The organism is Methanobacterium veterum (assembly GCF_000745485.1).
GTDB lineage: Archaea > Methanobacteriota > Methanobacteria > Methanobacteriales > Methanobacteriaceae > Methanobacterium_D > Methanobacterium_D veterum.
Window position 1 is genome coordinate 319,682 of record NZ_JQJK01000008.1, and the last position, 18,699, is coordinate 338,380.

The 18,699-nt window shown below is 30.5% G+C and carries 17 protein-coding genes, 1 tRNA gene and 1 other RNA gene; 6 read left to right on the forward strand and 13 right to left on the reverse strand.

The features are described 5' to 3' along the window. Window positions 1-227: 227 nt before the first annotated feature. From EJ01_RS01725 to EJ01_RS01735, 3 genes are all read right to left on the reverse strand, one after another. Complete coding sequence (locus EJ01_RS01725) at window positions 228-680, reverse strand: hypothetical protein (protein WP_048080199.1); 453 nt, start codon at window positions 678-680, stop codon at window positions 228-230. 1,979 nt (window positions 681-2,659) lie between these two features. Beyond that, window positions 2,660-3,121: a response regulator gene (locus EJ01_RS01730; RefSeq protein ID WP_048080200.1), complete on the reverse strand. Its 462-nt coding sequence runs from the start codon at window positions 3,119-3,121 to the stop codon at window positions 2,660-2,662. A gap of 187 nt (window positions 3,122-3,308) precedes the next feature. Continuing rightward, a complete protein-coding gene (locus tag EJ01_RS01735) occupies window positions 3,309-3,785 on the reverse strand; it encodes a response regulator (protein WP_048080201.1) in 477 nt (158 codons plus the stop codon). A gap of 994 nt (window positions 3,786-4,779) precedes the next feature. Here EJ01_RS01735 and EJ01_RS01740 point away from each other — a divergent pair. Next, on the forward strand, window positions 4,780-5,091 hold the full coding sequence (locus EJ01_RS01740; RefSeq protein ID WP_048080202.1) for a hypothetical protein: 312 nt from the start codon (window positions 4,780-4,782) through the stop codon (window positions 5,089-5,091). Window positions 5,092-6,074: 983 nt separating this feature from the next. Continuing rightward, complete coding sequence (locus EJ01_RS01745) at window positions 6,075-7,244, forward strand: hypothetical protein (RefSeq protein ID WP_048080203.1); 1,170 nt, start codon at window positions 6,075-6,077, stop codon at window positions 7,242-7,244. A 20-nt stretch (window positions 7,245-7,264) separates the two neighbouring features. Here EJ01_RS01745 and EJ01_RS01750 read toward each other — a convergent pair whose 3' ends face one another. The 5 genes from EJ01_RS01750 to EJ01_RS01760 all read right to left on the reverse strand — a co-directional run bounded on the left by EJ01_RS01750 (window position 7,265) and on the right by EJ01_RS01760 (window position 10,849). Next, the gene (locus tag EJ01_RS01750; RefSeq protein WP_048080204.1) at window positions 7,265-7,447 is read right to left on the reverse strand and encodes a hypothetical protein; all 183 of its coding nucleotides are present in this window, start codon (window positions 7,445-7,447) and stop codon (window positions 7,265-7,267) included. A 1,018-nt stretch (window positions 7,448-8,465) separates the two neighbouring features. Continuing rightward, the gene (locus EJ01_RS17110; protein WP_157197526.1) at window positions 8,466-8,621 is read right to left on the reverse strand and encodes a hypothetical protein; all 156 of its coding nucleotides are present in this window, start codon (window positions 8,619-8,621) and stop codon (window positions 8,466-8,468) included. A gap of 2 nt (window positions 8,622-8,623) precedes the next feature. Next, window positions 8,624-8,800 carry a hypothetical protein gene (locus EJ01_RS17115; RefSeq protein WP_157197527.1) on the reverse strand — a complete coding sequence of 59 codons (177 nt, stop codon included), beginning with the start codon at window positions 8,798-8,800 and terminating at the stop codon, window positions 8,624-8,626. Between the two features lie 147 nt (window positions 8,801-8,947). Beyond that, window positions 8,948-9,712 (reverse strand): hypothetical protein, encoded by a 765-nt coding sequence (locus EJ01_RS01755; protein WP_048080205.1) that lies wholly within the window; start codon window positions 9,710-9,712, stop codon window positions 8,948-8,950. Next, complete coding sequence (locus tag EJ01_RS01760; protein ID WP_169740424.1) at window positions 9,713-10,849, reverse strand: tyrosine-type recombinase/integrase; 1,137 nt, start codon at window positions 10,847-10,849, stop codon at window positions 9,713-9,715. Window positions 10,850-11,144: 295 nt separating this feature from the next. On the opposite strand from EJ01_RS01760, the gene ffs reads away from it, so the two are divergent. The 4 genes from ffs to EJ01_RS01780 all read left to right on the forward strand — a co-directional run bounded on the left by ffs (window position 11,145) and on the right by EJ01_RS01780 (window position 12,969). Beyond that, an RNA gene (gene ffs, locus EJ01_RS01765) (signal recognition particle sRNA) lies at window positions 11,145-11,460 on the forward strand. A gap of 124 nt (window positions 11,461-11,584) precedes the next feature. After that, window positions 11,585-11,669: transfer RNA gene (locus EJ01_RS01770), tRNA-Ser, on the forward strand. Window positions 11,670-11,778: 109 nt separating this feature from the next. After that, window positions 11,779-12,363 carry a rhomboid family intramembrane serine protease gene (locus tag EJ01_RS01775; RefSeq protein ID WP_048080208.1) on the forward strand — a complete coding sequence of 195 codons (585 nt, stop codon included), beginning with the start codon at window positions 11,779-11,781 and terminating at the stop codon, window positions 12,361-12,363. 84 nt (window positions 12,364-12,447) lie between these two features. Beyond that, on the forward strand, window positions 12,448-12,969 hold the full coding sequence (locus EJ01_RS01780) for a DUF6790 family protein (RefSeq protein ID WP_245611142.1): 522 nt from the start codon (window positions 12,448-12,450) through the stop codon (window positions 12,967-12,969). A 271-nt stretch (window positions 12,970-13,240) separates the two neighbouring features. Here EJ01_RS01780 and EJ01_RS01785 read toward each other — a convergent pair whose 3' ends face one another. From EJ01_RS01785 to EJ01_RS01805, 5 genes are all read right to left on the reverse strand, one after another. Further along, window positions 13,241-13,912 carry a nitroreductase family protein gene (locus EJ01_RS01785; protein ID WP_245611123.1) on the reverse strand — a complete coding sequence of 224 codons (672 nt, stop codon included), beginning with the start codon at window positions 13,910-13,912 and terminating at the stop codon, window positions 13,241-13,243. Next, a complete protein-coding gene (locus tag EJ01_RS01790) occupies window positions 13,902-14,366 on the reverse strand; it encodes a MarR family winged helix-turn-helix transcriptional regulator (RefSeq protein ID WP_048080211.1) in 465 nt (154 codons plus the stop codon). The genes EJ01_RS01785 and EJ01_RS01790 overlap by 11 nt, the downstream gene beginning before the upstream one ends. 373 nt (window positions 14,367-14,739) lie before the next feature. Then, window positions 14,740-15,384, reverse strand: coding sequence for a hypothetical protein (locus tag EJ01_RS01795; RefSeq protein WP_048080212.1), 645 nt, complete (start codon window positions 15,382-15,384; stop codon window positions 14,740-14,742). A gap of 58 nt (window positions 15,385-15,442) precedes the next feature. Then, on the reverse strand, window positions 15,443-16,618 hold the full coding sequence (locus EJ01_RS01800) for an aminotransferase-like domain-containing protein (RefSeq protein WP_048080213.1): 1,176 nt from the start codon (window positions 16,616-16,618) through the stop codon (window positions 15,443-15,445). Window positions 16,619-17,028: 410 nt separating this feature from the next. Then, on the reverse strand, window positions 17,029-18,690 hold the full coding sequence (locus EJ01_RS01805) for an AMP-binding protein (RefSeq protein WP_048080214.1): 1,662 nt from the start codon (window positions 18,688-18,690) through the stop codon (window positions 17,029-17,031). Between the last annotated feature and the right edge of the window lie 9 nt (window positions 18,691-18,699).

Sequence of the window (18,699 nt, forward strand, 5' to 3'; positions counted from 1 at the left end):
TTCACACTTTATTTTAGTATGATTAAACATGATAAAAGAAAAAATAAACAATGTTTAGTAAATCAGGGAGTAAATAACACAAATTTTAAATAAATATAGAACTAAATAAAAAATTACAGTAAAATATCTAAAAAATAATCCATTTGAATAATTTAATTAAAAATATTAAATCTATTAACAATTAAATTACAAAATAAATAATTATAAAATAAAAAAATATTATATGATTACCCTATAATTATAGTTCTTGAATTTGGACTTACTTTTTTAAGCTCTTTTTCTATCTCAATAAGCCGATTATAGAATTTAACTTTTTTCTCTGATAATTCACTGCTTTTCTCTCCAAATAGTTTTAGATATGCTCTATTATCCATATTTATCTTGTCTACTTGTTCGCTTAAGGCTCGTTTCTTCATTAGCAGTGTTTTATATTTATTATTAAAGAAATTACCTTGACTAGTTCTCTTTTTTTCCTTTAATTCATATTTTATGCATGCTCTTATGTGATAACATTTTTCAAATCTAAACTGATGGTCTTCACAAGGACAAATCCAATAACCAGCTATTTTTTTAACTGTGTGTACTCTCCTGCTTCCCTGTACTTCGTACTTGTCTTTACCTATTTTTTTTACTCCACCATTTTTAAAAAGTCTTTCGGCTTTTATATCTCTTTTGTTCATGTTTTCACCAATTATACCATTTTAGAGTATTCCTACTCTATTTAATATTATGTAAGTCCTTACTTATATATTTAACTCTTTTTATGTCCTCCGTTACGCCTATATACTTGTTTAATCATCTATTTATTCTCATTGGGTAAGCTTATGCCCCATTACGTAGAATGAACCCTTTTTATCTAGAATTCATTTGTGGCTTCATTAATGTAATCATTAATTATCCGATATTTACAAAAAAAATTTAAGTTCTCATCGGTATAAGCCCACGCCCCATCTTATAATTTTTCTAAAGGTCATTTGCAATATTATTAACCCCGTAAGGGGTTAATATTATGTTTAATGAGCTTTTTTTATAAAGATGGGGTGTGCGTTCCGATGGAACTTTTTTAAAAGGTAAATATCATTTATTTATTCTATTAATTGGTTCATTTGGATTTCATAAAAAAATATTCCTGTTTAACTGCTAACGAAGATAAAAAAATAGCTCTTAGGGGATATATTAACATTTATATTTATTAAACAGATTGCAATTTTTAAAAAAGACTTTCTTACCTTTTTATTTAAAGAATAAGTTATTTATCAAACACCTTGAATCTATTTTTCTATCAACTTACTTGAACTGGTCTTAAATACTTGTGTACCTGATATCTAACCCTTTTTTAAAGATAAAACGTTATTACAATAAAACTACCTTAATTATATATCAGATCTCGCGGTAAAATCAATAAATTATTATCCTCCTACATCTTTTATTATGATTTTTTTAAAGAATCAACTCTATTTTTTTCTTATAGAATAGGCTCTTTTTTCTCATTAAACTATTAATTATCTTTCTCATACGTCTTTATTACTGTTTAACTGCTAACGAAGATAAAAAGAGACTTCTCAAAGAATATTTAAAATTTTTTATAAACAATAAATTTGAAATTATTAAAAAAACACACTTTTTTATTTTTATAGATGAGGTTATTTTTTTATTTAAACCTTAAATTACTTTTATTATACATTTATATTACTGTTTAACTGCTAACAGAAATAAAAAAGAGATTTTAGAGATTTTATTATTTTATCATTACTACATCTGAAAATCATATTTTCAAAAAAAGATCTCTCATCAAATTTTTAAAAACTTCTCTCCGTTTTTCTTTTTTGATTTAAAGCGAATCCCCTAATTTTTGATATATAAATCTTTTCTTATTTATTTAAATCTTTATATATCTTTTATAATTCATTATTTTAAAAATCACCTAAATTATTATATTCCTTTAACTTAAATGCTTATGTTTAATTCTTATCTGGCTTAATCAAGCTATCTCTATTTGTCCACCAATTTTTAAAATTTTTTTGATATTTTCCTTTATTTTCTAAATTAAATTTTTATTTTTCCTTAAAAAAATTCTTACTATCAGGACACTCTACTAAATTAAGTATAGCTTTCATTTAAATGGGTTCTTCTTTATTCCATTGTGTTTACTACTTCACTTAACTAATTTAATGAATGAATTATTATTTTTACAAAAGAAGGATTCTCAGGGCTTCTTTTAAACTTGATTATTCAAAAGTTTATCATATACTATAAAACCCCCACCCGATATGGCGGAACCCATGAGTGGATATGTGTAATTGACTATCTTTATTCAACCCTTCAATTTCACAACTGATCCATTCCAAAATTCATACTCCTAACTATTAGGAACCAATTCCATAATTTTTTTAAACAGTCCAAATTTAAAATTAAATACACTGGACTTATCCGCAGTACTTGTTCGACACCTGCTGTTTAATTTCAAAATAATTTTACTTGAACTCATTGCAGATACTTGTTTGCACCCAGAATTAATCCCAAAATTCTGCAAGGGGCTATAGTACTACCATTTTTTAAACACAATCAAATCAAATTTACTGCATCAAAACATGCCCCCTCGTCTACTTTAAAAAAGTTACCTTATTTCAATAGAATAACTTCTATTTATTTTCCTTAATTAGCCTATTTCGTCTTTACATATATTACAGTCGGGCAAAATTGCTTTATCCATCCAAAAATCCATAACACTGTGTATAACTTCAATAAACTCATCAAAATCAGCAGGTTTAGTTAAAAACGCATTTGCAGAATATTTATACGAATCACATACATCTTTATTATTATCTGAAGTCGTCAAAACTATTATCGGGATTAACTTCAACTCATCATCTTCTTTAATCTCGCTAAGTACCTCACGACCATTTTTCTTAGGCATATTAAGATCTAATATAATTAAACGCGGCGTTTCACAATGTTCATATTTACCTTTTTTATGCAAATAATTTATTGCTTCTTCACCATCACCAACTATATTAAGTTCATGTCTAACGTTACATTCTGCAATTACTTCCTTTACTAGTCTGGCATCTGCAGGATTATCCTCTACCAATAGTGTACTGACTGTTTTTATTGTATTCAAATAATCACCACTATTTAGTATAGTTTTATCCTATTTTAATAATTCCATTTCAACTAATTCGGAAGAATTACCTATTTTTTCATATTTACAATCATTAAAATTCTTACAAGGGGCCAAAGTACTGCCATTTTTCATACAATCAATTCAATTTGACTATACTGAAACTGGCCCGACTTGCTTTAAAAAATTATTTTCTCAATCTTTTAAAGTCAAATTTAGTTCTTCTGGGAGTTGCTTTGGGTAATGTAACAATTTTAAACCAAAAATTTATAAAAATACGCATATAATTCTTAAATTCATCAAAATCAATCGGTTTAACTATACAAGCATTTGCATATATCTCATATGATTTATTTATATCTTTATTGTCTGTAGCCCCTGTAAGCACAATTACAGGAATGCATTTTAATTCATCATCTGTTTTAATCTCTTTAAGTACCTCAAAACCATTTTTCATAGGTAATCCTAAATCTAACAAAATTAAAGATGGTTTTTTACAATTCTTATACTTATTTCGGTTATATAAATAATCCATAGCATCTATACCCTTATTGACACTATTAATATTAGTTCCTTCTAATTCATTCCATAATTCAATTATTAAACGCGTATCAGCAGGATCATCTTCTACTAAAAGTATTTCTATACTGTCATTGGCCTTTATTCAAACCCCCTCCTTAATGCCCCACAATTCATTTTATTTTTATGTTAACCTTATTCAAAAAATTTGTTATTTGGATATTACAATCCTTAACCCCATTTTTTAAATTAAACAGCATATTGTGTGATCATAGTCATATTAACCATATTATTCTATTTACTATACTGAAACGGATCCCACCACTTTAAAAAAGATATTTACTACAATTTTGGAAACATATTTGGTTCTGCTAGGGGCTACAGCTAAAGAAACAATATTATTCATATTCTACGGTATATTGCAATTAAAGATACAATTATAGATAAAATAGCTGCGGCTAACTCCAATATAGTTTTAATATCCATTATATAACTCTCCTTATTCATTATTTTACTATTTCATTTTTTTCTCACTCCCTTTAGATTCTAATTATTATTAATTATATTGCCCCAATATTTATAATTTACGATATAACTGCTTTAATATAACTATAAATGCGAATAGTTATAATAATTTGCTATAACTACTTTTATATATACTTTTTATAGTTTTAAGGCACTTTAGTGCCTTTCTGCCGAGTTTGCTCGGCAATAAAGACCATATTACTATAATTTTACTTAAACACGAATAATCGCAAAATTTTTTATTTTGCAAATATCCAGTCCTTAGACGGAGTCTTTTCCTGGGAGGGGGCGGGGTATTTTGTTAAATACGAGATATTACGAAGTTTTTAAAAAATTTTTTATTTTTTTCAAAACTTGGGAGCTTGCGACCGGACGTAATATCTCATGTATTTAACGAATAGGGTGGATTAGATATTAAACTGATTCACTCGCACCCATTATTGGTTTCTTTAAATGGGTTCATTAATGATATCGTTAAAAGAACCTCATTTGATTTGATTTCGTAAAAAAGAAGCCATTAATAGAATTCAGTTATGGTCTCTTTATAGAATTACCAGGTATTAATCGGCATATTTAGTTATAAGTTTTTATATCCGAATCAATAATTGAGTATTATGTTAGCTGTAAGTATAAGTATATTTAACGTGATATTTTGGATAATAATTGCCATAGCTTTTTATATTTTGTATAATAAAGGAAAAGAATTTACTAAAGATTTTGAAAATGCAAAAAATCCTTTAGGAAAAGAGGCATTAATACATCAAACTTCCAGTGGACCTGTAATAGATGATGCAAGAATAAAACTAATGTCAGTTTTTGACGCAATGTCTTCTATTTTCAAATTAACAGAATATGCGACAATTATCTCTATTATAGCAGCTATTGTTACATTTATTACTGAACTTCTTAAAATCTTCAATTTATAATAATTAACTCTCTGCAATAGTTTAAAATTCTATTACCAAACATAATGGTGCCTTTTATTGGATTCTCTTATGGCACCTACAATAGAACTACCGTCCTTTTTATCAGGGTTGAAATACTGCAAAGCTCTCCCAAGGAACTAATCCCCTCTATTTCTCTAAAGGCATAATCTCCCGCTAGGGCCTATTCTTTAAGACCAAATTCTAGATCCAGTTAAGGGATTCTATAAAAGAGCGCTCATCTTTGCTACTTCAGATTTGCTTTTACTTCTTTTATTTGCAAAATATAAGCTTTAGATTAACTTAATAGTACTTAATCAATGTTTTAATTGTAAAAATAAGGATTTAAATTTGCGAAGGAGCATCTTTTTTCACCCCTTCGACTTTTTATAGTCTAGTAATAACTTCACAATTTCCAGTATTGAACCAAACACCCCTAAAGCTACTTGTATCACAATAAGCGTGTTTAGACTGTCTCCGGTCAAGTTGCCACCTCCTGTTTATGTTAATTGATAACTCTATCAAATATGATAGTAGAGTATCCTTTCACACAAACGGTGGACATAAAAAATTTAGAAAGGGGAATACTTAATAACTCCTCGCATATATTCGTTACATTTTTTAATAAATAAATTTAACTGTTAAAAATTATTATTTTATTATTTGCAATAAAATGAAGATCAAGATGTTATTTAACAAATTAAGGTTTAAAACAAGAATACTATACTCTTTATAGCAAGATCATATATTTTTTTCTATTTAAAATGAATAGTAAATCATATTATCTACTTAAAAAACAAGTATTCTCAATAATGTTGGGTGATTTAATAAAAATTAGAGCAGAATTTGTAACAAATAGTAGTTTTGTTAATTTTATATCTATCGGGCATTGGATTGACTAAAATACATACTGCAACAGGATTTTAAAAATAGAAGCTAATCTTAAATTTTAAAAATATTGTTAAATGATTACTTGAGGATAAGTTATGACTAGACAGACAGAAGAAGATTTTAAAAATCATTTAAAGGAACAAATAGGGTTTTTGTTGAGATCTGTAGAAACATATGATAATGGAGAAGAAAGTGAAGCTAAAAACATGGCCGTGACAATACGTAAGCTAGTATATGACCATGGATCTAATTCTGTTTCATTATTAACTCATCTTAATAAAAAAGATATGTTATTCTATGACACTGCTCGTGATTTGGATCCTAAAGATATTATGTCTAAATCTACTTTGGCATGTCTATCTATGCGAGCTGGACCTAATATTAGCCAGAGTATATATATTCCTAATTTAGATGATGAAAATGTTTCAAGAAATGTTAAAGTTCCATTTGATGATTGGTGGGAGAAAGAAGTTATTAGAGATATGCAAGGTAGAGTTATTACCCGAGAAGAATTAGTAACAACAGTTTGTAACAAAGATGGAGGTGCCCATATTGATGCAAACTTGAAGAATGAAACATATGCTGATTTGACTCGAAATAATTCCTTTGGGATCAAATTTAGTAAAGGTACAAATAATATAGGGGAACCTATTCCTAATGTAGAATTAGCTAGTATCCGTCAAATTGCCCATGAAGTTCTAAAATCTTTAGCAGAAGAATTTCCAACGTTTTTTAAAGATAATAATTTAGATTATTCATTTCCTGACGAGGGAGACATACTCAACCAAACACTTTCTGTTTCAGAAGATGAAAACGAATCTAACGAAAAAATCAATTTTAAAGGGTCTAAAACTCCAATCAATATTGACACGTTAATAGATTACATTAAAACTTCAAAAGCCATTGAATATTGGACTAATGTTATTAAATCTTTAAATGTCAAAATAGGGCCAATAGGTCTGATTTATCACTATCGTGACTTGTTAAAAAGAAGCAATGTCAAAACATTAGGAGAATTAGAACAGTTATTAGAAAATTCTAAAGAATGGGGAGAAAAATATTTTGATGGATATTATAGAATTATATGTGATGAAGATCGTGAATATTGGATAGCAAACAGAGGAGAAATAATATCTTTGCTTTTAATTGCTAATTTTCCAAATACTTTTACAGATGATGTTTTAGAGCATGACTTTGGATACATAATTCCAGAAAAAGTTACTGTACCTGCTAGTTTATATAATCCAGAATATGCTAAAGAATAATTTTTCAAAAAATATAGGTGTTAATTTTTCCATTTTTTACTAGAAATTTTAGACTGACCTTTTCCAGAAACACGAAAAGTTTCACCTTTCAAACTCGCCAGTAAAAATCTAAGTTCAGCTTCTTGAACTGCCTCCATGAGGTGCATATATTTGGTTTCAGGTGAAATTACTCTATTTAATTTGAAACCACTTTTATCAATCATTAATTAAACAATTAGAATTATGTTATAAGCTCCTTGAGCTAGAGCTTTTGAAAAGTAAAACTAATCACACATACATTTTAATGGTTATGTGCAAAAATGAGTTTATAAATAGTCCAAAATTGATAATAATATTGCCTGAAATACCACTGCATCCTGGATAGTTATTTTTTTATAAACATTCAGGATAACTTATTTTTTTATAAATAAACTGAGTAACCTATACATCCTTTAAAAAGAGTTGGGAGTGACCAGGATCTTAAATGATCCCAATCATTAGTGCCTTTTACGTTTTAAAATAGAATATAGTTGAAAAAGGGAGAGAAATTCCTTTTCGCTTTTACTTTGAAACTAAATAAATGACTTTCTTTTGTGTAAAAATAATAAGTTTCATTTTCAAAGAACAAATAACCTTTAATTTATGTTTTATATCAAAATAAGGGTTTAAATTTTAAGAAAAACTGATGTCGACCTCTTCATTTTTAAATTCAAAAATTTAAAACATGTTAGTCGCCAACTTTTATTTTTTTAAATTAATAAAAGTTCAACTAGTAATATTATGATTATTTTAATAATTACTTTTTCTGTTATAACCATAATATCACCTCCTTTTTTAGAGGCCGGACATCAATTAGTATTATTATAATTTAGTTTAGTATATAATATTTTAGATAATCAATAAAAAAAATTAAAAATCCCTCGATTATATTGGTTAAACCAACTAGAAAAGTAATTGAAATTATTATTTGAGTTTTTTAGTAGTTTCACATGCCCTAACATTAATTATATTAAATTAGTTGGGGGTGACCGGGATCTTAAGTGATCCCAATCATTAGTGCCTTTACGTTTTAAAATAGAATATAGTTGAAAAAGGAGGTGAAATTCCTTTTCGTTTTTATCGTTATAATTCATTTATAATATCATTTGTATTGACAAAATTTAATGTTTATTCCAACTCTTTTAATAATTTATACTTTCTAAAAATAGTTAATATAAAAGAAAATAATAAAAAATAATCAATTTAAAGGGCTAAATCACCGATGATATTCCCTAAACCTAAAATAAAAGCTAATGATACCATAAATTTGGTTTTAAAAGATGTAACATTATTCGACATTTCCCCCAATAGATAAATTACGACAAATATTATTACTATACCAATTACAGTATTTATCATCTTTATTCTTCCGTATCTTCATGCCTGAGAACTACTTCAAAACTGAACTTTATTGTATCGTATTTTTTTACGTTATTAGCCTTAATCCATGCTTCTGGGGGCTGTACTCTGGGTGGTCTGTCTGCTGTCCACTGACTGATTACGTAATTTGGCACTTTTTTCTCTTTTTCGTCTGTCATTAAATAGGTTATTTTGTATTAATAGCCTAAAGTAGTTTACTAATTTATTAGGTGTATTAAATTAGGATTATTTAATATTTTGTTATATACAGAATTTGTAATGTCTAAAAATTTAAATATAAAAAAATTAAAAAATAATATTGGATTTCATGGTTTAAGCGCTTCCAGAAAATCCATATTTACCTTTTCTTTTAATATTTCCTCTAAATAACTGTTTTCAGTTATGTATTGTTGCATTCCACTAGGAAGAGTCTTATAATTGTTTTTATTGGTTCTAATTATACATTGATTTCCAATTAAGATATTGGGTTTATTTTTAACCGCCCTATTATCCTTAGATTTGAAGAAAGGAATTGATAGTTGTTCGATTTGTTCATAATGTACTTCAGACATGTTTTCAAACACTTTACAAAATGCATAAGTATATAACTGCTCATTAGATGGGCCCTTAACTTTTAAAAACATTGTTTGTTCCGTATTTACGTTTAATGCACTTATAGCCTCTTCTTCAACATTTTCTATATTTACAGGTTCTTCTTCAGTTTCTTGAATTTTGGATTTTCTTTTTTCTGCAATATCGATATGTTTAACAATTTTGGGATCGATGTGTGTGTGCTTGGGGTTATGCATTAATTCTTCTTCATCCTCATCATCAAAATCTATAAATTTTCCAGTTTCAAGGTCAAACCCTTCCTTTGCCATATACTCATATATTGCATTTTCTAGCTCTTTTCCACCAGTAGTGTAATCTACTTCCTTTTTTGCCTGAACAAATTTACTAAAGTCCCTTTTTACTTTATCTGACTTTATTCTTACTGCAAAGATTTGCTGTTTTTTAGCTATTTCTATTCCCCCTGCTAAATGCTTGTTTAACAGGATGTTACACACTGTGATATACATGGGATACAACATTTATTCTCTCATTTTCATAGTCTCAATCAAATCTTTAACTATTTTTTGAGTCATTGCGTTTTCTTTTCTAAGCATTTTTATTTCTTTATCTTTTTTATCAAGGTCTCTTACAATGTCTTTGACTTCGTTAGATTCTATACGTTGTATTTTTACTTTTTCCAATGTTAAATGATGCAATACTTTTGTATAATTTCTTTTCAAATCTGCAATATTTGTCTTAAAATACGCTTCTGTTACAGGGTCAATTTTATGTCCTAACATCCAGTCTATAGCCAGTTTATCTAAACCTGCCTGATATAACGTGGTTGTAAACATTTTTCTTAATATATGTGACGTGAATGAGCGTATTTTTCCTGATCTTCTACCCAACTCTAATTTTTCATTTAAACGGGCGAAAATCAATGTATATCCTGTTGCAGATAATTTTTTATTTGATTGATTTACAATTAACACATCATCAAGGCTTTTAATTGGTTTATTAGTTCTGTAACGGTCAATAATGTAATTAATTATTGCTTTAGTTGCTTCTGGAGAAGTAAAAGTTACATAAGGCATTCCTGTTTTAAATCTATGAATTTTCCAGGTTCCTATTAAATCATCTCTATTTTTTAAGTTTATTGCTACTTTAAGAGCGTCTTGTTTGTCTAATTCATTAATATTAATATATTCTCCTACAGCAATGAGAAAATCCCTAAAAGTTAAATGTCTTACTTCTGATGCGCCCATACCACTACTAAAATGTATTAAAATTAGGGCTTTATCTCTAACGTTAGCTTGGTCTACTATTTGTTTAATCTGGTCTTTATTCAGTAGAGTTTCAAATGAAACATTTTTATTTTGATTTTTTAATAGATTTCTAAGACTGGGAGTGTCAACATCAAATTGTTTGTAAAAAGATACTATTGTTTCCACGTTACTTTTTATTGAATAAGCAGAATGATTTTCTGATTTAAGTAGTTCCACGAAATCGTAAATATAAGAATTTATTTGTCTTTTTCGTCTTTTTATTCCTTTGTCCTGTTCTTCTTCTGCTTCGTCTATGAATTCAGTTGGTGTTTTACCTAAGAACTTAGAATACTTCTTTATTCTTCGTACATATACTTTTTCTGTAGTTTTGCGTAATGTACGACTCCTCAAGAAGTCCTTTACTAATGGATCTGTTTCTAGTTCCAGGTATTTCATAGTATATTATCCTACTTTTGTGTATAAATTTAACATATCTGTTAGAGAATTTATAAGATTCTTTAATTATGCTTAATTTAATAATTTGATGTAGCCATCTAAATCAAAAGAATAAGATGTTTAAAAAAGTAATTATTAATTGACCTCAATTTTTGCAATAAACCCTGAATTATTATAAATAAAGTCCCATTTGTAATAAAATAGCTATGCTCTTAATCGTAAGGTTAAAATAGTATTAGGCATATAAATAACGTGGGCTAGACTGGAGAGTTAGGGGTCCTCTGTAAGTGCAAATCCCCTATATGGCACGGTCGAAGTTCAAGAGGCGGCAAGCTAAATGAACATTGGCCCAGAATCTCAACGTAGAAACCTCGTCCCGCAGGATCAGTGGTGACAGGATTTCAGCCGTAGGGCTGGAGTTAACTGTCTTAACTGTGGGAACGGGTCAGGTCTGGAAAGAAGCAGCTCTACTGCAGACAGCTGATGCTTGTGGAGCAACGGGGCGGAGTTGGGATTTTGGATCACCAGTGTTCAGGAGGTTTGTCCACTCTTGAACGGGCCCATTCCAATTAACCACAAAAGATGTACAAAATAATAAAAACAAACAAGTTTTAAATAGGATAAAACCAAAACTATTATAAACTATTAAAGACAATCATCTTTTTTACCGGATAACTATTTTTATCATGTGTCGGGGTGGCCCAGCCTGGTACGGCGTGGGACTGCTAATCCCATGATCCTTAGGATCACGCGGGTTCAAATCCCGTCCCCGACGCTCATACTCATACAATTAAAATTAATGAAACTACATTGTCAAATTCTAATTTTATATATTGCCTAAATTTTATCTTGATTCAAAATTTAATTTTAAACTGGCGACATTTATGAAATTCAAAGATAAAAAAATCACATATAAAATGTATCTGCCACTTGCCACTTTAACAATTCTAATTTTAACAGCTATTGTAACCAGTTTACAGTTCTTTTACCCTGAAATAATTAACATGTTATCCAGAAATCCAAATGCACTTTTAGCAGGGCAGTGGTGGCGTCTGATATCGCCAATTTTTATCAATCCCGAAGGGTTGAACCAGATAATATTCAATTTTTCTGCTCTCATATTTTTAGGTGTCATTGTAGAGAAGTTTTATGGAAGCTTCCGCTGGCTTATTTTCTATTTTGCCGCAGGATTTACAGGAGAAATTGCAGGCTACCTTTGGCAGCCCTATAGTGGAGGTTCATCTGTAGCTATAATGGGTCTTCTCGGCGCCCTGCTAATTCGGATAATATTAAATCGCAGATCAGTGCCTGTTCAAATTCAGATATGGGGTCCCTTGGGACTAATATTTGCAGTTATTCTTACTTTCTCCCATAATATACACGGCCCCCCAATTCTTGTAGGGGCTTTAATTGCTTTATTAATGCTTAAAAAAGATATAAAGCTTAAAAATAGTCATGATAAAATTTAAAGTTTAATTCACGACCATAACAAGTATTTAAATACCATATCACAGATATCATACTAACTTAAATAGGGGGTAACATCTGTGGAAATGATTTATATTTTCTTGATGGTGACGTTAATTGGTGCAGTTTTACATTTATTTTTAAGTAAAAAAAGGACAAAAAATCGAATATTTGAAGTGTTTTTGCTGTGGTTTTTAGTTGTTATGGTGGGTTTTGGATCGATATGGGCATTTATAGGTCACGTATTTTTTGCAGATATGGTTGCAGCAGCCATAGGATGGCCTGCTGGAAGTCCGTTCCAGTTTGAAGTTGGAATTGCAAATCTATCCTACGGAATTCTGGGCCTTTTATGCTGGAAATTCAGAGATAATTTCTGGACAGCCGCAGTAATAGCAATATCTACATTCTATCTTGGAGATGCCTACGGACATATTGCCAATATAATGCAAACCGGAAATATGGCAGCAGGTAACGCGGGATATGCATTATATATGGATATTTTAGTACCTATCGTGTTGATATGTCTTTTAATTGCTTATAAAGCTACTTTTAAAAAGCAAATTGAAATACTAGAACCTGAAGATTCCAGTTTACCTAAAAACGCTTAAATATAAAAACAATTATTTTTTTTATGCTCTAAAAATCAGAAAAAATGCAGTGTACATTTAAAACATTGCATTTTCCGATTTAAGATATGTTTTGGTATACCTTTAGTATATCTTATTTTTCTAGAACATGAACAGCGTCTTTGAAGTTGATGTTCAGTCTAATTATTTAACTGTTTGAAAGTTGAATATGCGTAATAAACATAGCTTTCTATGCTTAAAGTGCCTCCAACTTTTATGTTCTAAACCTTGTGTCTGAAATTTGTTCAAGTTCTCAGTCTATCCACATTGTAACTTCGCTTACTGCAGGTCTTGAAGTTTCAGGAGGTATCTCTTCAGGATAACCCACAGCACAACCGTTAAGCCCCCATTCTCCAGGATTAATTCCTAATATTTCACAAAAATCTTTGTTTTCTTCCATTTGAGCTGTTGCAGATACCAGATGGAATCCCAGATCTAATGATGCTGCTTTAAGCCACATATTTTGAAGACAATGTGCAAGAGACTGCTGTTCAACTGGAGGTACTCCCTTTTTCTCTGCAACTACAATGTAATATGGGGCTGTCCCAATTCCAAGAACACCCTTCTCTGCAAATAACTCTAATCTTTTAGAAAAAGACTTTGCCTTTTCTTTTAAATAGGGATTTTCCTCCATCTGCGCGTTCAATTGTTCAGACATAATTTTTACTTTGTTTTTTGCAATTTCTGCAACTTCTTTCATTTTTTCACTGTTTTTAGAAATAACTATGAACTTTCTAAAATATTCATTTTCATCAACAGCCTGCGCAGCATAAGGTGCAAATAGACCCGCTCTAATTATATCCTCAACATATTCTTTAGGAGGTATTTCATCCTTAAAAAATCGAATAGACCTTCTTGATTCTAGGATGTTATCAAAAGCATCACTGCATTCATTACTTATATCACCCATCTTATCATTCTCCATGGTTTAACTCTAAAATGTGCACTAAATTTTTTATAAAATCTTCATCATAAGTTTTATTTTCAAAAAACTTCTCATCAACAGCCCTAACAATATTTAATGCTTTTTCAAATCTTTGAATGCCTTTTTCAGTAAGTGATACGCATTTCGCCCGCGTATCAGTCTCACACTCCTCTCTTAAAATAAGATCTTTTTTTTCAAGAGTTCTTATAACTTTAGAAGTCATCATAATATTTGTATTTGCATACTTAGCTAATCGCACCTGCGTAATTGGTTTTTCAAACCTTTCAAGCCAGGCTATTCCTGCAAGTAAAGCAAATTGTACGTGTGTCAGGTCCAGGTCTTTTAGAGCAGAGTTCATCTTTCGCTGCCATAAATTTGTAATCTGCCATAAAAGGAATCCTGCACTTTCTTCGGGCGTTTCAAACCAAAATTTCGCATATTCCTCATTCTTCATATTATCTTCTTTCGAGTGCCTTTAATAAATAGAATTTAAACAACACCTTTTTGATGGTATTTTATAACCACATATATTATAATCATGGTTATTATATAAAAATCTTTCAGCCTTTAAAATTAAAATATATTTCTAAAACATTAATCAGAGTATTTCTTCGCCCATGTTCACAAAAACTGTCGGTCTTCAAAAATCGGAGTCAACAAACACTCTGTGTTTATTGGCTTCGGTTTTTTGAGAGATTTTTACATGTCCATGATCCTGTGCATGATATACTTTACATTAATTGTAGTTTTAATTGATTATATGGGATTTGTATTAAAAAATGCAATTTAATTAACCAGTAATCACATGAAAAATGAAGCAATATTATTTACGCAACATTCAAGACATGAGCATATTTCTTTAAAAATCGTTCTGCTTTTACCTTAGTAGCATTTCTCGGACTATCAAGCTGTCTTTTAACCATAGAAATTACTTCTTCTTTATCCTGAATTTCATCAAAGTATTTATCAAAGGATAGAATAGCTTTACCTAAAAGTATACTCCGACACTCCTGATCTCTTGGAATATTTTCAAGTTTCAAGAGGTTATCTGTAATTTTCCTTTGAAATTCAGGCTTAGCTCTTGCTATTTTCCAGCTGTTGTCAACAACGTGTCCAGCAGTGATCATTGATTCATCTGATAAAAACCCATAGAACTTTTCAAAAATATCTTCCATCTTTTCCTGTGAATCTACAGCACTTAAATTGGCCAGAATATCCATAGTATTCCACATGATAACTTTATTACCATTATCCAGTAATTCTATAAAAAAATCAACGTGAGGATATAAAATTTCTGGATTTTTCCCACTTACAATGTTCAAAACCTTTATGGATCTAAATTTCATCCGTGCAACATCTGAAGAAATCAAATTTAAAAGAATAGAAATTAATTGAGGATTCTTTACAGCTTTTTCTGCTATGTCTTTGGAATGATCTTCTTTTTGGTTAAGTTCATCTGCAATATTTTCCACAGTTTTCAGCCCCCACTAATCCATATCATTCTTAAAATGTTTTTGTCATTACCTGATTTTAATTCATGAGTTCATTGATGACATTTCCAAGCCTTTTTATACCTTCTCCAATTTGTTCCTCATTTGAATTAGAGAAATTAAGCCTCAATGAATTCATTCCACTACCATCGACATAAAATGCCTGTCCTGGAACAAATGCTACATTTTCCTTTATTGCAAGTTCAAATAAGTCCATTGAAGATAGTCCCTCTGGAAGGGTAACCCATAAAAACATTCCCCCCTCAGGTTTTGTATATTCTACATTTTCAGGGAAATACTTCTCTATCATGGAAACCATCATGTTTCTTTGATTTCTGTACATCTCTTTTATCTTTTCTATATGTTCATCAATATTATTGTCGATTAAATACTGGTAAACAGCTCTTTGAGTAAAATAATTTGAATGCAGGTCCAAAGCCTGTTTTGCAATGACAATTTTTTCCATTATCTCTTCATTTGCAACTATCCAACCAAGCCTCATTCCGGGAGATACTATTTTGGAAAAAGAACCGAAAAGTACAGAATCTTCAAGATACGCCTTAACAGGAGGTATATCTTCACCCAAAAATCTTATTTCACCATAAGGGTTGTCTTCTACAAAGACAATATCTTCATTTTTAAGAATTTCAGCTAATTTTTGCCTTTTTTCCTTTGAATACGTTATTCCAGTTGGGTTCTGGAAGTTTGTAACTGAATAAAACATTTTTATTTTATTTTCGTCCAGTATCCTCTGGAGCGAATCTATATCTACACCGTCTTCATGCAAAGGAACAGATAAAAATTGGGGTTCAAATAATCCAAATGACTGTATTGCGGCAAGATATGTTGGATTTTCAACCAGAACTTTATCTCCTTTATTTAAAAAAACTTTACTGACAAGGTCTATCCCCTGCTGTGAACCATTTGTAATTAATATTTCATCAGCACTGACTTTTAGACCTTTTTTTGAATATCTTTCTGCAATATACTCACGTAAGGGTAAATATCCTTCAGTTGTACTGTATTGAAGGATTTCATCCCCATTTTGAGACAGAATTTTTGATACTGCTTCATTTATTTCATTTACAGGAAAAGATTTAGGATTTGGCAAACCCCCTGCAAATGAAATGATGCTTTTATCTTCTGTAACCTTTAATATTTCCCTGATAAATGATTTATGTACACTTTTCATTCTTTCTGCAAATAAATTACTCATATAATTCAACTTCCTTCTCTAGAATGTTTTGTAATTCTTTAAGATTATATATTCACTCATTTAATTTTAAGCAATGGCCCTAATAACATAATTGCCACGAGAATGGCTATGTCCCATTTTAATCCAGATACCCAAATTATTTCTTTAATTTTAATTAAGAAGCTTTTATAACTATAAATTCAATGATTACTTGCAAATTACAGGCTAAAAGATATTATAGATTTAATGTTTATTTTATTTTTAAGTTGTACTTATTTAAATGACCAGATAAAAAAAATAATATAATACGGCTAAATTAACTTCAAAAACATATGAAATTCATATGAAATTACAGGCCGATTTAACTCACTGCAATGACTAAAACAGAAATCTAAAGAGCAGGAGTAGCCCCTACTCTTATATCAAAGCCCTTAATTTTCGTCTTCTTCTTCAGCAAATCTCTTTTTAAGGAGTTCTACTGCCTGATCGCGCATTATGAATTTCTGTATTTTACCACTTGCAGTAAGTGGGAATTCTTCCACAAAGAAAGCATGTTTTGGAACTTTATAACGTGCTATTCTTTCCAGGCCGAAATCTCTAACATCTTCTTCACTGATATCAGCACCTTCCTCAAGAATTATAAATGCTCCCACAATTTCGCCGTATTTATCATCTGGAATCCCTACAACCTGCACGTCCTTAATTCCAGGCATTGTATAATAAAATTCTTCAATTTCACGGGGATAAATGTTTTCTCCACCACGTATTATCATGTCCTTTATCCTTCCAACAACTGTATAATAACCGTTTTCATCGTAGGTTACTAAATCTCCACTGTGGAGCCATCCATCTTCATCAATGGCTTCTGCAGTTTTGTCCGGCATTTTGTAGTAGCCTTTCATGACATTGTAGCCTCTGCTGCAAATTTCACCCACTTCTCCAGGTCCCACAGTTTTACCAGTTTCAGGGTCAACAACTTTAATCTCACAATTAGGTAATTTTCTTCCCACGGTTTCGACCCTCAGTTCAAGCGGGTCATCGACACTTGTCTGGGTGAATCCCGGTGATCCTTCAGTTAGGCCGTAAACACTGGTTATTTCTGTCATGTTCATGTCGTTGACTACTTTCTTCATGGCCTCTATTGGACATGTTGAACCCGCCATTATTCCAGTTCTAAGTGATGATAAATCAAACATTTCAAACATTGGGTGCGAATACTCGGCAATAAACATTGTTGGAACACCATAAAGCGCAGTACATTTTTCTTTTTGGACTGCTGCAAGAACCATAAGAGGGTCAAACTGTTCAAGCATTACTAAAGTCCCACCATGAGTATACATGGCCATAAGCCCTAAAGTAACTCCAAAACAATGGAACATAGGCACAGTGAGACATAATCTATCTTCTGCGGTGTATTTCAGGTTCTCGCCAATATAATACCCATTATTAATTATATTTTTGTGTGTGAGCATTACTCCTTTGGGGAAACCAGTTGTTCCAGAGGTATACTGCATGCATACTACATCATCACTGTCAAAAGTTTTTTTAGCCTCTAAAAGCTTGCTGTCATCGGTGTGTTTACCCAGCAACAGTAGTTCACGAGTATTATAAAGCCCACGATGCTTTTCCTGACCTATGAAGATTACACTTTTAAGACAAGGGTATTCCTTACTTTCTAAGTTACCCCTTTTACTTGTCTTAAGTTCAGGAACAAGTTCATATAATACCTTTAAATAACTGACATCCCTGAATCCATCTGTTATTGCAAGAGCTTTCATATCAGATTGTTTTAAGACATAATCCAATTCATGACTTTTATAGGCAGTATTTACTGTTACAAGAACTGCCCCTATTTTTCCACATGCAAATAAGAATGTAATCCAATCTGGAACATTTAATGCCCAGATTCCCACATTGTCGCCTTTAGTAACTCCAATTGAAAGCAAACCTTTTGCAAGCTTATTTACTCGTTCATCAAATTGTTTGTAAGTAAAACGAAGATCCCTATCTGGATAAACCATAAATTCCCTGTCTGGATCTTTTTCTGCCTGTTTTTCAAAGAAATCTCCAATTGTATCTTCTGTAAAAAGCATATTTTGGCT

Coding starts and splice junctions, on each gene's coding strand:
- EJ01_RS01725 (WP_048080199.1), bottom strand. CDS start 680: ATGAACAAAAGAGATATAAAAGCCGAAAGACTTTTTAAAAATGGTGGA.
- EJ01_RS01740 (WP_048080202.1), top strand. CDS start 4,780: ATGTTAGCTGTAAGTATAAGTATATTTAACGTGATATTTTGGATAATA.
- EJ01_RS01745 (WP_048080203.1), top strand. CDS start 6,075: ATGACTAGACAGACAGAAGAAGATTTTAAAAATCATTTAAAGGAACAA.
- EJ01_RS01750 (WP_048080204.1), bottom strand. CDS start 7,447: ATGATTGATAAAAGTGGTTTCAAATTAAATAGAGTAATTTCACCTGAA.
- EJ01_RS17110 (WP_157197526.1), bottom strand. CDS start 8,621: ATGATAAATACTGTAATTGGTATAGTAATAATATTTGTCGTAATTTAT.
- EJ01_RS17115 (WP_157197527.1), bottom strand. CDS start 8,800: ATGACAGACGAAAAAGAGAAAAAAGTGCCAAATTACGTAATCAGTCAG.
- EJ01_RS01755 (WP_048080205.1), bottom strand. CDS start 9,712: ATGTTGTATCCCATGTATATCACAGTGTGTAACATCCTGTTAAACAAG.
- EJ01_RS01775 (WP_048080208.1), top strand. CDS start 11,779: ATGAAATTCAAAGATAAAAAAATCACATATAAAATGTATCTGCCACTT.
- EJ01_RS01780 (WP_245611142.1), top strand. CDS start 12,448: ATGATTTATATTTTCTTGATGGTGACGTTAATTGGTGCAGTTTTACAT.
- EJ01_RS01785 (WP_245611123.1), bottom strand. CDS start 13,912: ATGGAGAATGATAAGATGGGTGATATAAGTAATGAATGCAGTGATGCT.
- EJ01_RS01790 (WP_048080211.1), bottom strand. CDS start 14,366: ATGAAGAATGAGGAATATGCGAAATTTTGGTTTGAAACGCCCGAAGAA.
- EJ01_RS01800 (WP_048080213.1), bottom strand. CDS start 16,618: ATGAGTAATTTATTTGCAGAAAGAATGAAAAGTGTACATAAATCATTT.
- EJ01_RS01805 (WP_048080214.1), bottom strand. CDS start 18,690: ATGCTTTTTACAGAAGATACAATTGGAGATTTCTTTGAAAAACAGGCA.